At 39.6% G+C, this 15872-nt stretch carries 13 protein-coding genes; 4 read left to right on the top strand and 9 right to left on the bottom strand.

Annotated elements, in window-relative coordinates:
- Nucleotides 1–71: 71 nt before the first annotated feature.
- Together PEPE_RS09235 and PEPE_RS01060 are read right to left on the bottom strand one after the other, a co-directional pair.
- Complete coding sequence (locus PEPE_RS09235; protein ID WP_002834483.1) at nucleotides 72–230, bottom strand: hypothetical protein; 159 nt, start codon at nucleotides 228–230, stop codon at nucleotides 72–74.
- Between the two features lie 63 nt (nucleotides 231–293).
- The gene (locus PEPE_RS01060; RefSeq protein ID WP_011672930.1) at nucleotides 294–803 is read right to left on the bottom strand and encodes a transcription repressor NadR; all 510 of its coding nucleotides are present in this window, start codon (nucleotides 801–803) and stop codon (nucleotides 294–296) included.
- A 145-nt stretch (nucleotides 804–948) separates the two neighbouring features.
- Here PEPE_RS01060 and PEPE_RS01055 point away from each other — a divergent pair, with 145 nt between their 5' ends.
- On the top strand, nucleotides 949–2142 hold the full coding sequence (locus tag PEPE_RS01055; protein WP_099046111.1) for an MFS transporter: 1194 nt from the start codon (nucleotides 949–951) through the stop codon (nucleotides 2140–2142).
- 148 nt (nucleotides 2143–2290) lie between these two features.
- Nucleotides 2291–3145 (top strand): patatin family protein, encoded by an 855-nt coding sequence (locus PEPE_RS01050; RefSeq protein WP_002834486.1) that lies wholly within the window; start codon nucleotides 2291–2293, stop codon nucleotides 3143–3145.
- A 40-nt stretch (nucleotides 3146–3185) separates the two neighbouring features.
- Here the strand turns inward: PEPE_RS01050 and PEPE_RS01045 are convergent, their stop codons facing one another.
- The 6 genes from PEPE_RS01045 to PEPE_RS01020 form a co-directional block, all read right to left on the bottom strand.
- Nucleotides 3186–3770, bottom strand: a complete 585-nt coding sequence (locus PEPE_RS01045) for a peptidylprolyl isomerase (protein ID WP_002834487.1) — start codon at nucleotides 3768–3770, stop codon at nucleotides 3186–3188.
- Nucleotides 3771–3868: 98 nt separating this feature from the next.
- On the bottom strand, nucleotides 3869–5287 hold the full coding sequence (locus PEPE_RS01040) for an anion permease (protein ID WP_011672928.1): 1419 nt from the start codon (nucleotides 5285–5287) through the stop codon (nucleotides 3869–3871).
- Nucleotides 5288–5299: 12 nt separating this feature from the next.
- Nucleotides 5300–6682, bottom strand: coding sequence for a class II fumarate hydratase (locus tag PEPE_RS01035; RefSeq protein WP_011672927.1), 1383 nt, complete (start codon nucleotides 6680–6682; stop codon nucleotides 5300–5302).
- Nucleotides 6683–6873: 191 nt separating this feature from the next.
- Nucleotides 6874–8334: a UDP-glucose--hexose-1-phosphate uridylyltransferase gene (locus PEPE_RS01030; protein WP_011672926.1), complete on the bottom strand. Its 1461-nt coding sequence runs from the start codon at nucleotides 8332–8334 to the stop codon at nucleotides 6874–6876.
- Nucleotides 8334–9338, bottom strand: a complete 1005-nt coding sequence (gene galE, locus PEPE_RS01025) for a UDP-glucose 4-epimerase GalE (protein WP_011672925.1) — start codon at nucleotides 9336–9338, stop codon at nucleotides 8334–8336. Before galE ends, PEPE_RS01030 begins: the two co-directional genes overlap by 1 nt.
- A gap of 56 nt (nucleotides 9339–9394) precedes the next feature.
- Complete coding sequence (locus tag PEPE_RS01020; RefSeq protein ID WP_011672924.1) at nucleotides 9395–10558, bottom strand: galactokinase; 1164 nt, start codon at nucleotides 10556–10558, stop codon at nucleotides 9395–9397.
- 280 nt (nucleotides 10559–10838) lie between these two features.
- Here PEPE_RS01020 and PEPE_RS01015 point away from each other — a divergent pair, with 280 nt between their 5' ends.
- Entirely contained in the window at nucleotides 10839–12719 is a 1881-nt protein-coding gene (locus tag PEPE_RS01015; RefSeq protein WP_011672923.1) for a glycoside hydrolase family 2 TIM barrel-domain containing protein, read from the top strand.
- The gene (locus PEPE_RS01010; protein ID WP_011672922.1) at nucleotides 12703–13662 is read left to right on the top strand and encodes a beta-galactosidase small subunit; all 960 of its coding nucleotides are present in this window, start codon (nucleotides 12703–12705) and stop codon (nucleotides 13660–13662) included. The genes PEPE_RS01015 and PEPE_RS01010 overlap by 17 nt, the downstream gene beginning before the upstream one ends.
- A 107-nt stretch (nucleotides 13663–13769) precedes the next feature.
- On the opposite strand, the gene PEPE_RS01005 is transcribed toward PEPE_RS01010, so the two are convergent.
- Nucleotides 13770–15716 carry a PTS sugar transporter subunit IIA gene (locus PEPE_RS01005; protein ID WP_011672921.1) on the bottom strand — a complete coding sequence of 649 codons (1947 nt, stop codon included), beginning with the start codon at nucleotides 15714–15716 and terminating at the stop codon, nucleotides 13770–13772.
- Nucleotides 15717–15872 lie beyond the last annotated feature (156 nt).

The raw sequence follows: 15872 nt of genomic DNA, 5'->3' as shown, positions 1-15872 counted from the left end.
AAAAGGATTGATATGGAATCATCTCCATACCAATCCTTTTATGTCGTTCAATTACCATTTCAACCTTTTACTTACTTCTTATCTTTCTTTTCTTTCATTAGCCGCTGATTAGCTCGTTCCCCATCTTTAATTTTTTGCCGATACTTTCGTCTCCCTAAATATGCCTTAATCACAAATGGAATCTGGACAATTACATAAATTATAAAAATGATGAGTACAATTCGATACATTTCATCCCTCCGTCAAAATGATTTGGCTGTACTATACTACAAAATCCAGTAAAAATCCTTTAGTTAACCTTCTTTGTATAGAATTCCCACTTTTTTTAACTGTTCCTTAGCTTTTTCGATATTTTCCATCTTATCCGCTGCTAAAGTATGACTGTGGATACCATCGGTTAATTCAGATAGCAAGTGCCCTTTAGCTTCCCGTACATGTTGCATAAATTGTTTGACATCATTGCTATTTTGCACACGGATTTGTCCCACTAGCTGTCCGTAAAGTGGGTGGTCAATCATAACGTCTTTGATCGTCACCTGTTCTTTAACAATTAGTTCCATTTCTCGCTCTGCTTGATCGGGGAAATGACGACAAACGATCATTTCTTCAAATCGATGATTTTTGGCATATTCATAGCCTCTCGAAGTTGAAATAATCGGCTCCCCTTGCGCACGCAACAAAGCTATATCTCCAACAATAGTTTGTCGGCTAACCTCAAATTGTTTAGCCAATGTGCCTGCTTTGATTGGTGTTTTAGTTTCTAATAGTTGATTTTTGATAGCTACTTTTCGATTAATTTTCATAAGTCATTGCTCCTTGAGTATATTTTATCAGAAAATCCCCGTTACAAGTGTCAAGACATTAATTTTAAATAAATCATTGATAAATATTGTTTTATGTTGTAATCTTGTATTCAACTCAGAGTGTGTCTTGACACTAAAAAGGAGAATGATGATTTTGAATGGAATTTCAAACTATAAAAAATTACTAGCAGCTTCGGGGGTAGCCTGGCTTTTTGATGCCATGGACGTTGGTATATTATCTTTTGTAATTGCTGCTTTAACGTCAGAGTGGCATTTAACTGAATCACAGGTTGGCATGATTGGTAGTATCAGTTCACTTGGGATGGCTGTAGGCGCTATTTTATTTGGAGCGCTGGCCGACCGTTACAATCGAAAAACAATTTTAATTATTAGTTTACTAATTTTCTCAATTTTTAACGGTATTTCAGCTTTCACCACTACCTATGCGGCTTTTGTTATGATTCGTTTTATTGTCGGTTGTGGATTGGGTGGTGAACTACCTGTTGCTTCGACTTTAATCTCGGAGAGCGCCCCTGCTCATGTTCGAGGGCGGGCAGTAGTGCTCCTCGAAAGTTTTTGGGCTGGCGGTTGGTTAATTTCGGCTTTAATCTCTTATTTTATCATTCCCAGTTGGGGCTGGCGGATTGCCGTGTTTATCACTTCCTTAGCGGCGCTCTATGCCTTGGTTCTCCGTTTTAGTATTCGCGAAGCAGATTCAAATCATTCTTTTACACCCAAAGCTCGCCTAGCTTTACGTTTAAAAAATATTTGGAGTCGTCCCTATGCTAAAGCCACGTTGATGCTTTGGATTGTTTGGTTTATGGTTGTATTCTCATATTATGGAATGTTTCTTTGGTTGCCTAGTGTCATGGTGATGAAGGGGTATAGTATTGTTCACAGTTTTGGTTATGTGTTAATCATGACTGTGGCACAACTTCCGGGTTACTTTATGGCAGCTTGGTTAATTGAGCGATGGGGACGCAAATGGACTTTGATGGTTTTCTTATTCGGTACTGCCGTCAGTGCTATCGCCTTTGGTTTTGCTCAAGGGCTGATGATGTTATTGTTAGCTGGTATTTTACTATCCTTCTTTAATCTTGGTGCTTGGGGCGCACTCTATGCCTATTCTCCGGAGCAATATCCTGAAGAAATTCGTGGAACAGGTTCCGGGCTAGCAGCCGGAATTGGGCGCATCGGTGGGATCGTAGGCCCTCTTTTGGTGGGATTTTTAACTGAAAAAGGCGTTGCTTTATCAACTACTTTTATAATTTTCTTCATCTCCATTATGATAGCTGTAATTGCAATCGGCTTCCTAGGTAAAGAAACTATGGAAAAATAATTTTTATGAGAAAATTTTTACGCTATCCCTAGCTTTAATGCTCTTCTAGTATCACTTCTATAGCGCCTTAATTGGAGAGGTATTTGCCACAACTCCATCAAAAGCGCTAAAATAGTGTCTATAAAATTAGAAGAGAGAAGGTATTCCATTGGAAAAAGCAGCTTTAATACTAGAAGGCGGCGCTCTCAGATCATTTTTTACTAGTGCCGTTTTGGATTATTTTCTCGAAAAGCAAATGGATTTCGAGTACATCCATGGAGTTTCAGCTGGAACCATGGCCGCTATGAATTACATTTCAAAGCAAAAAAGACGTTCCGCTGATGTTAATCTCCATTTTCTTCATGATAAACGTTATATCGGCTTTAACAACCTCATTCGTAATGGTGGAATCTTTAACTTAGATTTTTTGTTTTCACCTGAATGTTATGATTACAGCCCCTTTGACTATAAAGCTTATAATGAAAGTAAACAGATTTTTGAAATTACCGCTACCAACGTCTTAACTGGTAAAGCCGATATTTTCCGTAAAACGGATACCGATGGTCAAGAAGAAGCCGTCAAAGCTTCAGCCAGTATGCCGTTAGTATCTGATATCCGGGTCGTTAATCACCAGCCATACTTAGATGGCGGAATCGCTGACTCGATTCCTTTCAGACGAGCTCAGGAATTAGGCTACGAAAAGATCGTCGTGGTCTTAACTCGCGACATTAGCTACCGTAAACCGGAAAATAGTCGCGCTATGAATCGTTTAGTTAAGTTTAGATACCGTGATTTTCCACGTTTTGTCCAAGCTTTTGCAGATCGTCCACAACAATATAATCGTTCATTAGCAGAAATCGAACGCTTAGAACGTGAAGGAAAAATCTTTGTAATACGTCCCCAAGAACCCGTCTCAGTATCTCGGGTTGAACGTGATGATAAAAAGCTCATGGCCCTTTACGAAAAAGGAACTGAAGTTATTCAAAATCAATTTGCAGATTTACAGAAATATTTAGCACAATAAGTAAAACCCTCCGAAAAATTAATTTTCAGAGGGTTTTACTTTATTTTTCAACGATTACTTGTTCCATCACAACATCTACGTTAGGGCGATCTTCGCCATTACGTTTTACCTTACTAATTGCTTTAACAACATCCATCCCTTCGAACACTTGTCCGAAGACCGTATGCCGACCATCTAGCCAGGGAGTTCCTCCTTGACGATATGCTTCCACAATTTCTTCAGGAAATTCTGCCGCTTTAAGTTGTTTAATCATTCGCTTAGGAACATTACTGTTAGTAACGATAAAGAATTGACTACCATTAGTATTTGGACCGGCGTTAGCCATAGATAGGGCCCCGTTTAAGTTATAGAGCTTATTTGAAAATTCATCTTCAAACGTTCTGCCATAGATGCTTTCGCCACCCATACCAGTTCCCGTAGGATCACCACCTTGAATCATAAAATCTGGGATCACCCGATGAAAAATAACGCCGTTGTAGTAGCCCTTCTCTGCTAATTCAATAAAGTTTTTAACTGTTTTAGGTACCAATTCATCAAAAAGTTGAATTTTGATGTCACCTTGGTTAGTTTTAATAGTTACTTTTGTACCAGTTGCATTTTCTAAGTCTAATTGTGGATAAGCCATTTATTAATTCTCCTGCTTCTTTTTTTGGGTCATAAACCATTCTAATCTATTTGAAATATAAAAACACGTCTAAAGTAACGGATTATAATAAGGGCTTTTTACCACATACCAATCACTTTCATCCAAAGTGAGCCAATTCCAACCCAAATTACGATGTAAACCACACCCAGAATGGCATTCATCCGCCACCAATCTTTTTGCGTTACAAAGCCCGAACCAAATAGAATGGGAGCAGGTCCATTTCCATAGTGAGTGGTTGAACCAATCAAATCACCAAAAAATCCTAGCATTAACGCAGCTAGTAGTGGTGGTACTCCTGAAGAAACGGCCACGGCTAGAAAAGCCCCATACATGGCACTGACATGGGCAGTAGCACTAGCGAAAAGATAATGACTATAGAAATATGCCAGAATTAAAATTACTAATACTAACATCCAATTCATTCCATGGAGTGAAGTACCAATCGTTTTACTTAGCCAAGGAATAAATCCGAGTTCGTTTAATTGCCCAGCCATCATTACAAGTACCGAAAACCAAACTAACGTATTCCAAGCCCCGGTTTCTTTAGTAACATCGCCCCAAGAAAGGACACCGGTAACCAGCAATAAAGATAAGGCAATAAAAGCCGTCAAAGTTGCATCGATTCCCAAAAATGATCCTAAAATCCATAATACTAACGCAACGATAAAGGTTAAAACCATGAATTTTTCTGCTGTACTAACTTTACCCATCGCATCAAGTTGCTTCTTAGACCATTCTTTAGCGTTAGGAGTTTCCTTAATTTCTGGTGGATAGATTTTGTAAATAATCAATGGAACCACAATTAAAGAAATAATTCCTGGAACGACACCAGCGATGAACCAATTCATCCATGTAATATGAATTCCAAGGGGCTTAGCTAAAGATTGAGTCAACGGATTCCCCGCCATTGCAGTTAAAAACATTGCTGCGGTAATGATGTTTCCGTGAAATTCTGAGAACAGCAAGAACGAACCAATCTTGCCTTGCGTATGATCCTTAGGCGATGATCCGAATGCACTAGCTAGCGATTCAATAATTGGGAACATAATCCCACCAGCTCGCGCCGTGTTACTGGGCGTAGCTGGAGCTAACACTAAATCTACACCAATCAAAGAATACGCCAATCCCAAAGTTTTCTTACCAAACATGCTAACAAAATGGAAGGCAATTCGTCGTCCCAAACCAGTTTTAATGAAACCACGGGAAATAAAAAATGCCATCACAATTAACCAAATACTATCGTTACCAAAACCGGTAATAGCTTTATCCATGGGGACTTCACCCGTTAAAACGGTGATACTGAAGCCAACAATCGCTACCCCACCGATTGGTAAAGGTTGGGTAATACAGCCAATAATAGTAGCAACAAAAATTGCAAATATATGCCAAGCTGCTAGTGAAACTCCCACCGGCTTGACTGGTGATAATAGCCATAGAATCACACCTACAACTAGTGGCGCAATAAACTTTTTATATTTTACAGGCTCTAAAGTCATCTTTTTACTCCTCTATTTATCATAATTAGTCATCTCAATGGGAACCACCCACTGATCAAATTGCTCAGCGGTAACTTTACCAGATTTTAGGGCAGCTTCTTTCAGCGTGGTCCCATCTTTTTCAGCCTGCTGAGCGATTTTAGCACTATCGTGGTAGCCAATATGAGGAGATAAGGCGGTAACTGTCATCAAGGAATGGTTAACTAATTCTTCCATCCGTTCCGCATTAACTTCTAATCCAGCGATCATCAAGTCGGTAAAACTACGAATCGTACCTTCTAATAGAGTGGTTGATTCCAAGAAAGAGCTGATGATAACTGGTTTATAAACATTCATTTCAAAATTGCCCTGGCTTGCAGCTAAATCAATCGCAACGTCATTAGCCATAACCCGCACTGCCGCCATGGTAAGGGCCTCTGCTTGAGTTGGATTGACTTTACCTGGCATGATTGATGATCCGGGCTCGTTTGCTGGTAGTTTCAACTCGCCATATCCTGCCCGCGGACCACTACCCAAGAACCGAATATCATTAGCAATTTTCATCAAATCACTCGCCAAAGTTTTAATCGCTCCGTGAACCACATTCAAACCGGAGTGATGTGCTAGTCCATAAAATTTGTTAGAATCCGCCGTAAATTCAAAGTGGTAGACTTCGCTCATCTGAGCTGCAATTATGGACGAAAAATGCGGAGCTGCATTTAAACCCGTTCCGACCGCTGTACCCCCCATTGCCAATTCACTTAGCGTTGAATTAAGTTCTTTTAAGTATTCCAAATCATGTTCAAGGGCGCTCTTCCATCCACTAATTTCTTGCCCAAAAGTTAGTGGAGTCGCATCCTGGAGGTGAGTTCGTCCAATTTTAACCACGTTCCAATATTGCTTTTGTTTTTGGTCTAATTGTTCAATTAAATGTTGAACTGCCTCTTCCAAGCGTACTACCGCTACTGCAGCTGTAATATTCATGGCCGTTGGGAAAATATCGTTTGAACTTTGTCCATGGTTAACATCATCATTAGGCAAAATTTCTATTTCCGCATTAATTTTAGCAGCCATATGGGCCACCACTTCGTTTACATTCATGTTAGTTTGCGTTCCCGAACCAGTTTGATAAACTACCAGCGGAAAATCTTTCCGTAATTCAGCATCATCCAGTGCTAGCAGACGATCAATAGCTACTACAATTAAATCCGCTTTTTCAGCAGCCATTGATTGTTCCTTTTTATTAGCGATGGCTGCCGCTTTTTTAATCTGTAGAAGAGCTTTGATAATTTCCAGGGGCATCTTGGCACCAGTCGCAAAATTATGACGACTTCTTTCAGTTTGGGCTCCCCAAAGTGCGTCTACTGGGATTTGGACGGGCCCAAGGGTATCTTCTTCTGTACGATATTTTTCCATATTATGACCTCCGAAATTAATTGTCTAAGTCGCATTCCTACTAATTTGCTTCGTTTTTATTATAAAGGACTCCCGATAAAGCACCAGTGAAATTTAAAATAAAAATACGACCCACCTAGGATTATCCATCTTAGGTGAATCGTATTTAATAACTAATAATTCTTACAGGTTTAAACGAGCTTAAAATCTTACTAATTAATGGCTGAGATAAAGCGCGCAAATGCGGCTTCACCAGCGTCATCCCATTTAAAGACTCCTGCATCAGCTAAAACTCGCGCAAAAACATTTCCAACCGCAGCATTTACCACGGCAGTAACATTTTCTGCGGTAATTGAATTCGTTGCCTTCAATTGATCCGCCCAAGCTTGATGCATTTCTGCCATTTGGTTAGTTTGACCCAATAGGTACTTTTCTACTTCTACCAATTCTGTCTTTAACCGAGCTGGTAAAATCGCTCTTCCCATTACTTCAATCAAACCAATGTTTTCTTTTTTGATGTGTTGAACATCTTGATGGGGATGGAAAATACCATCTGGAAATTCGGCTGAGGTTTGATTATCTCGGAGTACTACATCCAAAACATAGTTTTCTCCATCCTTGTACGCAATCGGCGTCGTCGTATGATGACGTGTTCCGTCCGTGAACGCTCTTACATCAACACTTTCATCAGAATAGTTCATCCACGCATCATGAATTTTAACAGCAGCATCCGTCAATGCCACCACATCACTACCAACTAACCGAATTGTTGACATTGGCCATTTCACAATTCCAGCTTCCACACCTGCTACTCCTAAATCAATCGTTCTAGCAATGGGAGCCTTCATCATTGGAAATACATGACGTCCGCCTTGGTAATGTTCGTGTGATAACATCGAACCTCCTACAATGGGTAAGTCGGCGTTACTCCCTACAAAGTAGTGCGGTAACTGTTTAACAATTTCAAGTAAATTGGTAAACGTCTGACGATTAATCACCATAGGGCGGTGAATTTGGTCTAAGAAAATAGAATGTTCATTGAAATATGCGTATGGTGAATATTGGAAGCCCCAAGTTTCACCACCCAAGGTCATCCGAATAATTCGATGGTTGCTACGTGATGGGTAACCCAAACGTCCTAAATAACCTTCATTTTGCATGCATAATTGGCATAATGGATAACCATCCTGAGGTTGATTACGAGCAGCTGCAATTGCTTTAGGATCTTTTTCTGGTTTAGAAAGATTAATGGTAATTTCAAGTTCACCAAAATCAGTTTCCGCTGGAAAAGATACATTCTTAGCAATGGCCCGTGTTTTAATATAGTCATTAGTTTTACTTAAATTAAAGAAATAATCCGTCGCTGCTTTAGGGCTAACTTGATACTTATCCCAAAAACGTTGATTTAAAATAGAAGGTAATGGCGTAACTAAATCCATTAATTGATCTGCCAAAATGCTTCGGTCTGATTGAGCATCTTCAATTTTACCGTTTTGAACCGCAGTTTTAACTAAGGCATCTACTAAGCTAGTCACTTGCTCATCGGTAGCTTCAACCGGTTGATCTTCACCCACTAAACCTAAAATCCGATTATGCACATAAATTCGGTCTAAATTGGTGTATGGTGATGGCGAATCGATTACAACTTGGACAAATTGTTCTAAGCTACTCATTAGGCTTGTCCTCCTCGGTCATCGTATCCAGCTGGATGGTTGACTTTCCAATTCCAAGCAGTTTTGATAATTTCCTTAACATCATCATATTGAGGTTGCCAACCTAAAATTTCACGTGCTTTATCACTCGCTGCGATTAAAGTACTAGGGTCGCCAGCTCGTCTTGGTGCCATAACAGCTGGAATTTCCTTTCCTGTCACTTCCCGAGCAGCTTCTAACATTTGACGATTGGAGAAGCCTGTTGAAGATCCGAGATTGAATGCGTTACTATCATGACCTTGTTTGAGATATTCTAGAGCTAAAATATGAGCATCAGCCAAATCAACGACGTGGACGTAATCGCGTACATTAGTACCATCAGCAGTAGGATAGTCATCCCCAAAAATTTGCAACTGATCCCGTTCACCAGCAGCCACTTGTAAGATAATAGGTACTAAGTGTGTTTCTGGTTGATGATCTTCCCCAATACTGCCATCTGGTTTGGCACCAGCAACGTTAAAGTAGCGCAAAGCCACAAACTTAATGCCATCAGCCACATCTGACCAATGCATGATTTTTTCCATTGCTAACTTACTTTCACCATATGGATTAGTTGGAACTTGTGGATCAGATTCTTGAATTGGCACCCGTTCTGGTTCGCCATAAGTAGCCGCTGTAGATGAAAATACAATCCGTTTCACATCATGTTTAGCCATTACTTCAAGAAGTTTAACCATCCCAGCAGTATTATTATCAAAATACTTCAAAGGATTTTTCATTGATTCAGGGACCACGGAAAACGCAGCAAAATGAATTACCCCTTCTACGTTTTCTTTGGTGAAGACTGAATCCATAAATTCAGCATCTCGTACATCACCTTCGTAAAAACGAGCTTGCTGGTTTACGGCTGCGCGGTGTCCAGTAACCAAGTTATCAACAACCGCTACATCGTAACCTTTCGTAATTAATCGATCAACTGCATGGGAGCCGATATAACCGGCACCACCTAAAACTAAGACCGCCATTCTAATTCCTCCTCAATCTCTCAATGCGTATTACTATTTAAAAATTTTCACTAATATTAAAGTTCTTTAGGTCCATCAGCAATTTCAGCAATATAGAAATCAGCATCATAACCAATTGTATCGCGATAAACTTTACCAACATTTTCCTTGAAAGCTTCAACTTGGTCTTTTTCAACAATTGCGATTCCACAACCACCAAAACCAGCACCAGTCATTCGAGCACCTAATACACCAGGTTGTTTCCAAGCTGTTTCAGCTAAAGTGTCTAATTCCTTACCCGTTACTTCATAATCAAAGTGTAATGAAACGTGTGAAGCAGTAACTAATTCACCAAAAGTTGTTAAGTCGTCATCTGCCAAAGCCTTAGTTGCCTTGATGGTTCTTTGATTTTCAAAAACAGCGTGACGTGCGCGTTTAATTAAAGTTTCATCATTAATTAAGTAAGCTGCTTCATCAAATTCATCATTAGTTAAATCACCTAAAGTCTTGATGTCTAACTTAGTTTGTAAACGACGCAATGCTTCTTCACATTCAGAACGACGTTCATTATATTTAGAATCTGCGAGTTCACGACGTTTATTAGTATTCATAATTACAATGACGTGATTGCCTAATTTAACCGGAGCATAAGAATAATCAAGTGTGTTAGTATCCAGCAAGATTGCTTGATCTTTCTTACCCATTCCGACCGCGAATTGGTCCATGATACCAGAGTTAACACCGACATAGTTGTTTTCACACTTCTGGCCAATCTTAACTAGATCTAATTGACTAACGCCTAAATCAAAGGCCGCGTTTAAAACTGCTCCGGTTAATAATTCAATTGAAGCTGAAGAAGATAAGCCCGCACCATCTGGCATATTTCCGTGAACGTAGAGATCGAAGCCATGGTCAAACTTAACTCCTGTTTTGACTAATTCATTCATCATTCCTTTAGGATAATTAGTCCAATCTGCAGCCTTATCGTAATCCAAAGCATTGACATCAAAACTAACAACTCCAGCATCTGGAATATTAGCTGAGTACATTCTTACCGTATTATCGGTACGAGGAGCATAAACTCCGTAAGTTCCGATTGTAATTGCACATGGGAATACGTGACCACCATTGTAATCTGTGTGTTCACCAATTAAATTGATTCGTCCAGGTGAAAAGAAAACCCTTTCAGGATTGGTGTCGAAAATTTCGGAAAATTCTTTTTTTAAGTCGTTTGCGTTCATGATGTGTCTCCTCCATAATTTTACTAAAATTTTATTAACTTGAATATATAGCTTTTACCATCACTTGTCAATACCTCTTTAATCCATTTACAACAAAAATGGTAGCGCTTCATTAAAAAACACTAGTGTTATAGATTTAGGGTTGCTTACAGCTTACTAAATCCTCCAAAAACATTAATTTTGGTTAAATTTTAACTAAAACAACGTATACAAATTTAGGGTTATGTTCTATTATTTCATTGTAAGCGTTTTATATTTTGGTTACGAAAGGAGTTTTATTATGCAAGCAAATCTTCAGTGGCTTGATGATCCTGAAGTTTTTCGAGTCAATCAACTACCTGCCCATAGCGACCACCATTACTATCGTGATTTAGACGAAATCCGTACAGGTAGCAGCTTTATTAAAAGTCTCAACGGTCCTTGGCGTTTTCACTTTGCGTCCACCCCGTCTGAACGTCCGCTCCATTTTTATTCACCTGATTTTGATAGTGCTGATTTTGATACGATCCAAGTACCAGGGCATATCGAATTAGCAGGCTACAGTCAAATTCAATATATCAACACTCTCTACCCTTGGGAAGGAAAAATTTATCGTCGTCCCCCTTACACACTTAATCAAGACCAATTAGAAGTTGGATTATTTAGCGATGCTGCTGATAACAGTGTCGGCTCTTATTTAAAACACTTTGACCTTGATGATTCATTTAAAAATCAGCGAGTTATCATTCAATTTCAAGGAGTTGAAGAAGCATTATACGTTTGGTTGAATGGCCATTTTATTGGTTATGCTGAAGATAGCTTCACTCCTTCAGAATTTGATTTAACCCCTTATCTTCAAGACCAAGATAATCTTTTAGCTGTACAGGTTTATAAAAGAAGTACGGCAGCCTTTATTGAAGATCAAGATATGTACCGCTTTTCTGGTATTTTTCGTGATGTTAATCTCCTCGCTCTTCCGGCCGCCCATGTTGTGGATTTAGACATCAAACCGGAGGTAAAAGATGATTTTGAGCGCGGTACCTTGGCAGTTACTGCTGACGTTTCTGGTACTGATGCTATCTTAGAACTAACCGTTACGGATCAAAATAAACAGGTAGTGGCCAGTCAGACCCAAAGCGGAACGGGTAAGGTCCTGTTTGATTCCATGCCGTTTGATAATTTGAAACTATGGTCACCAACAAACCCCACCTTGTATCAGTTGTTGATTAAAGTCTACAACAATCAGCATCAGCTCTTGGAAGTCGTTCCTTATCAATTTGGTTTTCGGCGAGTGGAATTACGTGAGGATAAAGTCATTTACGTTAATAACCAACGTTTGATTCTCAACGGGGTTAATCGCCACGAGTGGAATGCACATAGTGGGCGTGTCATCACCATGCAAGATATGCAGAACGATATTCAGACAATGCTTGATAATAATATCAACGCTGTTCGAACTTGCCATTATCCTGATCAACTACCGTGGTACGAACTATGCGATCAAGCCGGTCTTTACGTTATGGCTGAAAATAACCTAGAATCTCATGGTTCATGGCAAAAAATGGGGGCTGTTGAACCTTCCTATAACGTTCCTGGGGATAATCCTCATTGGTTAGCAGCAGTCGTTGATCGGGCTCGTTCCAACTATGAATGGTTCAAAAACCACCCATCCATCATTTTCTGGTCATTAGGCAACGAATCCTTTGCTGGTGAAGATATTGCGGCTATGCAAACTTTCTATAAAGAACATGACGCATCTCGACTGGTTCATTATGAAGGTGTCGTTCGTACTCCAGAATTACGCGATCGTATTTCTGATGTAGAAAGCCGTATGTACGAAACTCCAGCTAACATCGCTAGCTATCTAGAAAATAATCCCGATAAACCTTTCTTAAACTGTGAATATATGCATGATATGGGAAACTCTTTAGGGGGCATGCAATCGTATAATGATTTAATTGATAAATACCCAATGTATCAAGGTGGCTTCATTTGGGACTTCATTGATCAAGCTCTGTTAGTTCATGATCCAATCACCCAGCAAGACGTCCTACGATACGGTGGTGATTTCGATGAACGCCATTCCGACTATGAGTTTTCTGGTGATGGATTACTATTTGCTGATCGAACCCCTAAACCAGCAATGCAGGAGGTGAAATACTATTATGGATTACACAAATAATCAATTACACGTCATATATGGCGATGCCAGTTTAGGATTAGAAGGTCCTAACTTTCACTACCTTTTTAGTTACGAACGAGGCGGGCTTGAATCTTTAGTGGTTAACCAAAAAGAGTGGCTCTACCGCACACCAACTCCGCTATTTTGGCGAGCAACTACTGATAATGATCATGGAAATGGTTTTGATGTTAAAGCTGCACAATGGTACGCAGCCGATCGATTCACAACTTGCCAAAAGATTGACTTAACAGTGGATGGGCAACTCGTTCAACCGCTTCCTATTGCTCCCCTTAATAATCGCTATACCAACCATGAAATGGCAAATCAAGTGGCGTTAACCTACCATTTCGTTACTCCGACGGTGCCAAGCACTTCGGTAAGCATTACCTATACGGTTGCTAGTGATGGTAATATTAAGATCATGACCCATTTTGCAGGACGTGAAGGTTTACCTGAGCTACCAGCATTTGGACTACGTTTCATTATGCCCACGACCGCTACCGGTTTTGACTACCAAGGACTTTCTGGGGAAACTTATCCCGATCGTCTAGCAGGGGCAACTCAAGGTCAATTCCACGTTGACGGATTACCAGTGACTCCCTATCTTGTTCCTCAAGAATGTGGCATGCACATGCAAACCAGTCAACTAACGGTAACTCGTTCGACTACTCAAAATAACGCCGATCAAAGCAAGCAACCTTTTAGCCTTACTTTCAGCCAGGCAGATCAGCCGTTTGCTTTCAGTTGTTTACCATATACTGCTGCAGAGCTTGAACAAGCCACTCATCTTGAAGAACTACCATTACCAAGACGAACCGTGCTTTCGATCTACGGGGCGGTTCGCGGTGTCGGTGGAATCGATAGTTGGGGAGCAGATGTTGAAGCAAAATACCACATCCCTGCTAACCAAGATTTAGATTTCAGTTTTAATATTCATTTCTAAGATAAAGCCGATGCTGGAAAGATTTAAATTCTCCAACATCGGCTTTTAATATGCAAAAAAAGAACAATCAATGAATAAATCATTGATTGTCCTTTTAAAATCCAACTTTAATTAGATAATCCGGTATTGGATAACTTCAATACATCTTCGCTATCCTTAACGTCTTCACCCAGCTCTTTGAGATAATCAAATTCAGGCATATCCTTGTTGGTAATGACTACCATTACAGTATCATCAAGGCCTGCTTTTTTAATTGCAGGCTGCCAGAATTCAATTAATTCTTGTCCTTGTTTAACGTGATCGCCTTTTTCAACATATTGAACAAATCCCGTACCACGCATTTCAACGGTACCAATTCCGATATGAATCAAGGTTAAGACGCCTGTGTCAGAACGAAGTCCAATCGCATGGCGAGTTGGGAAAGTTGCTACAACTTCACCATCAAATGGAGCTAAAACTTGACCATCGGTAGGTTTAATTGCAAATCCTTTACCCATACTTCCACTCGCAAATGTCTCATCTGCAACGGTGTCTAAACTGATTAATTTTCCTGAAACCGGATTACGGTAAAGAGTTGTAATTCCGTCTTCTTTTTCAATTTCTGCAGGTGTTTCATCTGTTTCCAAATGTGTTGACCAAGTTTTTTCCAGCTCGTCAACGATTTCAGCATGCATTTTTTCGTCCAATTTAACCTTCTTGAAGAAGATGAAGGCTCCAATTAAAATCATAGCTGCTGGAACACCAAACATCATCAACTTGAAAATAGCTTGTCCGTGGGAAGTTACGTCCCCAGCAGTTGCTCCAGCGGTCATGCCAGCCCAAACGGCAGTTAAACCAACTACACCGTTTGAAATAGCTCCACCTAATTTATCAAGTAAAGGACGAACAGATAGAGTTAATGATTCGTCACGGTGACCAAATTTCAATTGTCCATATTCAACAGAATCACTTAAAACCATCAAAACAACTAAGAAGATAAGTGGTTGTGGAATGTAGAATAGTACGGCAGAAGTTAAGATCATTGGTAATGATTGTCCGGCAAGTGCAAACATAATCAAAGCAATGATCATGACTGAAATAGCTAAGAAGAATACTTTACGACGGCTAAACTTCTTTGCCAATGGTGGGAAGGCCAATACGGCGAACACCCCAATGATGGCGTTTAATGAACCAAGTAACGTAAATTTCGAAGCATCACCTAAAATGTAAGTGAAGTAGTAAAGTTCAAGTGAGTTAGTAATTGCCATACCGGCCGTATAAATTCCGTAAGTTAAAGATAACCACATTAATTGGTCGTTACGAGCCAATACTTTGAAAACTTGTTTGAAAGTTGTTTTTTCAGTATTTTTACGTAATTCAGAATCATTTTCTTTAGTTCCCATTGCTACAGCTAAAGCTGAAATCAAAGCAACCGCAGCGATGATAATCCCGAAGGCCATCCAACCACGATTATCACCTTGTCCGCTGTTCGCCTTGGTTGAAAACATCAAAACGATTGGCATAACGACTACACCAACGATATTTTGTCCAATATTAGAACCAACCCGAGCATAGGTAGCTGTTTTTTCACGTTCTGCTGAATCAAATGAAATCGCAGGAATCATTGACCAGAACCCAACATCTTTAAATGAATAGAAAATATCCATTGTAATATATAAAATAGCAAAAACAATTAAGTATAAAATTGGGTTAGATGTATTTAAACCACCTAAACTGGTAAATAAAAGTGCTAAAACAACTGAACCAATCGTTCCACCAGTAACAATCCAAGGCTTGAAATGACCCCAGCGTGAATTGGTATTATCAATCGCGTTACCAATTAGTGGATCAATTGCAAGTTCTACGAAACGTAACGCTGCAATGATCATCGTAATGTACGCGATCATTTTAGTTCCTTGAGCCCCACTACTCTTATCAAATAAATGGGAAGTCACGAACATAATAAAATAGGTCGATAATGTTGCATAAAACGCATCATGACCAAATGCACCAAATGAGTAAGCTAGTCGCGAAGTGATTTTACGACTTTTGCTTTGTTTAACTTCTGCATCCATAATCTATACCACATCTCCTTTAATTATCTATGCACTAAATGTAATCGTTTTCAGAGAGGATGTCAATGTTTTTTAGTAAAATTTGCTTAATTATTTTAGTAAATTAGTATTTAAACGACCTAGTCCGCTTCTCAGACCAATTTATCGTTGCCCATA

The organism is Pediococcus pentosaceus ATCC 25745 (assembly GCF_000014505.1).
Lineage (GTDB): Bacteria > Bacillota > Bacilli > Lactobacillales > Lactobacillaceae > Pediococcus > Pediococcus pentosaceus.
The sequence above is the reverse complement of the archived record's forward strand: the minus strand, read 5'-3'. Positions and strand labels throughout refer to the sequence as shown.

Bases quoted from the DNA above. Each gene is read 5' to 3' on its own strand.
- PEPE_RS09235 (WP_002834483.1), bottom strand. From the start codon at position 230: ATGTATCGAATTGTACTCATCATTTTTATAATTTATGTAATTGTCCAG.
- PEPE_RS01060 (WP_011672930.1), bottom strand. From the start codon at position 803: ATGAAAATTAATCGAAAAGTAGCTATCAAAAATCAACTATTAGAAACT.
- PEPE_RS01055 (WP_099046111.1), top strand. From the start codon at position 949: ATGATGATTTTGAATGGAATTTCAAACTATAAAAAATTACTAGCAGCT.
- PEPE_RS01045 (WP_002834487.1), bottom strand. From the start codon at position 3,770: ATGGCTTATCCACAATTAGACTTAGAAAATGCAACTGGTACAAAAGTA.
- PEPE_RS01040 (WP_011672928.1), bottom strand. From the start codon at position 5,287: ATGACTTTAGAGCCTGTAAAATATAAAAAGTTTATTGCGCCACTAGTT.
- PEPE_RS01035 (WP_011672927.1), bottom strand. From the start codon at position 6,682: ATGGAAAAATATCGTACAGAAGAAGATACCCTTGGGCCCGTCCAAATC.
- PEPE_RS01030 (WP_011672926.1), bottom strand. From the start codon at position 8,334: ATGAGTAGCTTAGAACAATTTGTCCAAGTTGTAATCGATTCGCCATCA.
- galE (WP_011672925.1), bottom strand. From the start codon at position 9,338: ATGGCGGTCTTAGTTTTAGGTGGTGCCGGTTATATCGGCTCCCATGCA.
- PEPE_RS01020 (WP_011672924.1), bottom strand. From the start codon at position 10,558: ATGAACGCAAACGACTTAAAAAAAGAATTTTCCGAAATTTTCGACACC.
- PEPE_RS01015 (WP_011672923.1), top strand. From the start codon at position 10,839: ATGCAAGCAAATCTTCAGTGGCTTGATGATCCTGAAGTTTTTCGAGTC.
- PEPE_RS01010 (WP_011672922.1), top strand. From the start codon at position 12,703: ATGGATTACACAAATAATCAATTACACGTCATATATGGCGATGCCAGT.
- PEPE_RS01005 (WP_011672921.1), bottom strand. From the start codon at position 15,716: ATGGATGCAGAAGTTAAACAAAGCAAAAGTCGTAAAATCACTTCGCGA.